The organism is Nonomuraea turkmeniaca (genome assembly GCF_005889735.1).
Lineage (GTDB): Bacteria > Actinomycetota > Actinomycetes > Streptosporangiales > Streptosporangiaceae > Nonomuraea > Nonomuraea turkmeniaca.
The window spans coordinates 1-4,444 of the sequence record NZ_VCKY01000417.1; the positions used below are offsets into that span (position 1 = coordinate 1).

The 4,444-nt window shown below is 69.8% G+C and carries 4 protein-coding genes; 2 read left to right on the plus strand and 2 right to left on the minus strand.

Annotated features, from left to right (window positions below):
• Together ETD86_RS52700 and ETD86_RS52705 are read right to left on the minus strand one after the other, a co-directional pair.
• Positions 1-888, minus strand: an 888-nt coding sequence (locus ETD86_RS52700) for a maleylpyruvate isomerase family mycothiol-dependent enzyme (RefSeq protein ID WP_138674125.1), incomplete at its 3' end; no start/stop codon positions are given.
• Entirely contained in the window at positions 888-1,445 is a 558-nt protein-coding gene (locus tag ETD86_RS52705) for a sigma-70 family RNA polymerase sigma factor (RefSeq protein ID WP_211370892.1), read from the minus strand. The genes ETD86_RS52700 and ETD86_RS52705, both read right to left, overlap by 1 nt.
• 163 nt (positions 1,446-1,608) lie before the next feature.
• On the opposite strand from ETD86_RS52705, the gene ETD86_RS52710 reads away from it, so the two are divergent.
• Positions 1,609-2,034 (plus strand): OsmC family protein, encoded by a 426-nt coding sequence (locus tag ETD86_RS52710; RefSeq protein WP_138674127.1) that lies wholly within the window; start codon positions 1,609-1,611, stop codon positions 2,032-2,034.
• Positions 2,035-2,233: 199 nt separating this feature from the next.
• Entirely contained in the window at positions 2,234-4,363 is a 2,130-nt protein-coding gene (glgX, locus tag ETD86_RS52715; RefSeq protein WP_138674128.1) for a glycogen debranching protein GlgX, read from the plus strand.
• Positions 4,364-4,444 lie beyond the last annotated feature (81 nt).

Here is a 4,444-nt window from a genome sequence, read left to right on the forward strand (position 1 = left end):
GGGGCCGGACAGGGCGGGGGCCGCGGTGAGGACGTCCCTGGCGAGGGACACGTCGCCGCCCAGGTCCGCCGGGAAGTCCGCGGGGTCGCCCCTGCCGCCCAGCAGGAAACAGAACTTGATCACGTCCGCGCTGATGTGGGCGTCCGGCTCGCCGGGCTCGCTGTCCTCCGCTCCCAGAGGCAGCAACCACTCACCGCCACCCGGGCCCGTCAACGTCAGGTGCAGCGTGCGGCCCGCGCCGTTGAGGCCCGAGAAGAGCATCGTCCAGGGCAGCAGGCGGGCGCACAGGTCCGCGGCCGGCCGGATGTGCTCGGGAACAGGGTCGGGGAGCCGGAGCTGCGCCGTCTTGGCGGCGTCGTCCGTGTGGATCCACGTCTCCAGGCACCGGGCCAGGATGTGATCGACCACCGGAAACTCCATGCCGTCCAGGGTGGCCGGCATGGCCGGCGGCAGGTCCGCCAGGTGGCGGCAGAGCGCGTCGGCCTGCGCCCGCCAGTCCCGCCGCGTCTGCTCGGGGCTACGGGCCCGCTCGTACGCCTGCACGTCGTTCGTACGTCCCAGCGAGTCGGCCGCCCCAATGGGCGGGCCGAGCACGGGGGCACCCACGGAAGCGGCGAGGAGGCCGTCCTTGGCGGCCAGGTGGGCGACGAGCCCCTGGAGTGTCCAGCCTTCGACGATGATCCGCGACCAGTCGTCCTCGACGGCCGAGGCGAGCAGCGCGTCCATCGCGGCCACGCGGCCCGCGTACGGTTCCACCCAGACAGCGGTAGGAGCCGCGGGCCTGCGCCGCGCCCTGGCCCCGGCCAGGAGCTGGGGCCGCAAGGAGCCGACCGGCACCGCCGGGTCCTCCATCAACGCGTCCAGATAAAGACGCTCGACGGGGTCCATCACACCTCTTCCTCCGCCAGCGCGTCCGCCAGCCGCCTCAGGGCCAGCCGGATGCGCGATTTGGCCGTGCCCTCGGGCACGCCCAGTTCCTCGCCGACCTGCCGATATGTCCTGCCCCCGAAGTAGGCTAACTCGATCGCCTGCCGGAGGCCGTCGGGCAGTGACGTCACGGCCTGCCGCACCCGCGCGGCCTCGTCGGCGGCGAGCACGGTGTCCTCCAGCCTGACCGGCTCCCGCTCGAACAACCGGGGCCCCAGCGCCGACACCCGCCGCCGCTCCTCGGCGCGTACGTGATCGACCGCCCGGCGGTGCGCGATCGTCGCGAGCCAGGCGCGCAACGTGCCGCGATCCGGGTCATAGGCCAGTGGCCGTTCCCAGAAGACCAGGAACACCTCCTGCGTGATGTCCTCGGCGATCACCCGGTCCCTGGTGACGCGCAGCGAGAGACCGAAGATCAGCGAGGAGAACCGATCGTAGACCTCTCCCAGCGCCGACTCGTCGCCGCCGACCACCCGCTGATGCAGTAGCCGGTCGTCGTACGGTGCCTCCACTGGCACCACACTCCCGTTTCATCCGGACCAAGGCGGCAGGTGCACCGCGACCCGAGCATGTCATTATTCGCCGGAAAAGTAGAGCCGGATGACTGGCGCGCCACACTTTGTCAGCCGTCGATCGGACCACGATAGTGTCGGAAGTCCACGACGGAGGGAGCACATAGCCATGGCCACCACACGCACCGCAACCACCCAGTGGAAGGGTGCCCTGCTCGACGGCTCGGGCAGCGTTTCGCTCGACAGTTCGGGCGTCGGCACGTTCGAGGTCTCCTGGCCCTCCAGGGCCGAGGCGGCGAACGGCAAGACCTCACCAGAGGAGCTCATCGCGGCCGCCCACTCGTCCTGCTTCTCGATGGCGCTCTCGCACGGCCTGGCCGGCGCCGGCACGCCGCCGGAGTCGCTGCAGACCAGCGCGGACGTGACGTTCCAGCCGGGTGAAGGCATCACCGGCATCGTGCTCACCGTGAAGGGACACGTGCCGGGCATCTCGGCCGAGCAGTTCCAGGAGGCCGCCGAGACCGCCAAGGCCAACTGCCCGGTCAGCAAGGCCCTGACGGGCACCATGATCTCTCTCAAGGCCGAGCTGCTCTGACGCCTCCTCAGCCCGCCCTCGACGCCGTTCCCGGTCTCCCCTCCGAGGCCGCGCGCGGCGTCGCGGGCGATCCGAGCCGTACCGGCGCCGTGTCCCGCGACGCCGGGCGCCGGCGATCGGGACCTGTATGTGTCCTGGTCGTGAGGCCATCGGCTCATTGAGGACCAAGAGCGGTTTTCCCGTGCGACAATTGGGCCACATGCGCGAGGTCTGGCCGGGCGAGCCCTATCCACTCGGCGGCACCTGGGATGGCGTTGGCACCAGCTTTTCGGTGTTCTCCGAGGTCGCCGAGCGAGTAGAGCTGTGCCTTTTTCACGATGACGACACCGAAGAGCGGGTGGAGCTGCCCGAGGTCGACGGTTTCGTCTGGCACGGCTACCTGCCGGGGATCCAGCCGGGCCAGCGGTACGGCTACCGCGTCCACGGCCCCTACGACCCGTCGCAGGGGCACCGCTGCAATCCCGCCAAGCTGCTGCTCGACCCCTACGCCAAGGCCATCGACGGCGATCTGACCTGGAACCAGGCCCTGTTCCCCTACTACTTCACCGATCCCTCCCGGCGCAACACCGAGGACAGCGCGCCCTACATGCCGAAGAACGTGGTCATCAACCCGTTCTTCGAGTGGGGCAACGACCGGCCGCCGCGCATCCCGTACCACGAGACCGTGATCTACGAGGCGCACGTGCGCGGGCTCACCATGCGGCACCCCGACGTGCCGGCGGACCTGCGGGGCACGTACGCGGCGGTGGGGCATCCGGCGATCATCGATCATCTGCTGTCGCTCGGGGTCACGGCGGTCGAGCTGATGCCGGTGCACCACTACGTGCCCGAGCACTTCCTGGTGGCGCGCGGACTGACGAACTACTGGGGCTACAACACCATGGCCTACCTGGCGCCCCACGGCCGCTACTCCAGCGCGGGCACGCGGGGGCAGCAGGTGCTGGAGTTCAAGGCCATGGTGCGGGCGCTGCACGAGGCGGGCATCGAGGTCATCCTCGACGTGGTCTACAACCACACCGCCGAGGGCGACCACATGGGGCCGACGCTGGGGTTCAGGGGGATCGACAACCAGGCCTACTACCGGCTGCACGACGGCGACCGGCGCTACTACCTCGACTACACCGGGTGCGGCAACTCGCTCAACGTGCGCTCGCCGCACGCGCTGCAGCTGATCATGGACTCGCTGCGCTACTGGGTGCTGGAGATGCACGTCGACGGGTTCCGCTTCGACCTGGCCTCGGCGCTGGCGCGCGAGTTGCACGACGTGGACCGCCTCAGCGCGTTCTTCGACCTGATCCAGCAGGATCCGGTGATCTCCCAGGTCAAGCTGATCGCCGAGCCGTGGGACGTCGGCCCCGGCGGCTACCAGGTCGGAAATTTCCCGCCCTTGTGGACGGAGTGGAACGGCAAATACCGGGATATCGTGCGCGATTTCTGGAGGGGTACGCATTCCGCGCTCCCCGAGTTCGCCTCCCGCCTGACCGGCTCCGCCGACCTCTACGAGTCGTCCGGCCGCCGCCCGGTCGCCTCGATCAACTTCGTGACGTGCCACGACGGGTTCACGCTCGCCGACCTGGTGTCATACGACCACAAGCACAATGAGGCCAACGGCGAGGACAACCGCGACGGCACCAACGACAACCGCTCGTGGAACTGCGGCGCCGAGGGCCCGGTCGAGGACCCCGGCATCGTCACCCTCCGTCGCCGCCAGCGCCGCAACTTCCTGGCCACGCTGTTCCTGTCGCAGGGCGTGCCGATGTTGTCCCACGGAGACGAGATCGGCCGCACCCAGCGCGGCAACAACAACGCCTACTGCCAGGACAACGAGCTGGCGTGGGTGGACTGGTCGATGGTGCGCGCCGAGTCCGACCTGCTGGAGTTCGTCCGCGCGCTGTCGAAGCTGCGCCGCGAGCACCCGGTCTTCCAGCGCCGCCGCTTCTTCCAGGGCCGCCACCCCGACAACGGCGCCCGCGACCTGGTCTGGCTCACGCCGGGCGGTGCCGAGATGACAGCGGGCGACTGGCACATCAGCTACGCCAAGTCGCTCATGGTCTACCTCAACGGCGAGGCGATCACCGAGCCGGGGCCGCGGGGTGAGCGGATCACGGACGACTCGTTCCTGCTGCTGATCAACGCGCACCACGAGAACATGTCGTTCACCCTGCCCGGCGACGAGTTCGGCGCCGGATGGCTGCCCGTCCTCGACACCAGCCACGACACGGTGGAAGAGGTGTTCGCGGAGGAGGGGTGGCAGGCGGGCGACGTGGTGGCCGTCACGGCACGCTCCCTCCAGGTGCTCAGGCGGCCCCGCCGGGCCAAGTCGCACTGAGCCCGGTCAGAACACCCGGGCCGCGCTGGCCGCGAGGAACACCAGCACGAACGTCGTGACCCCGGCCAGCCCGTGCAAGGT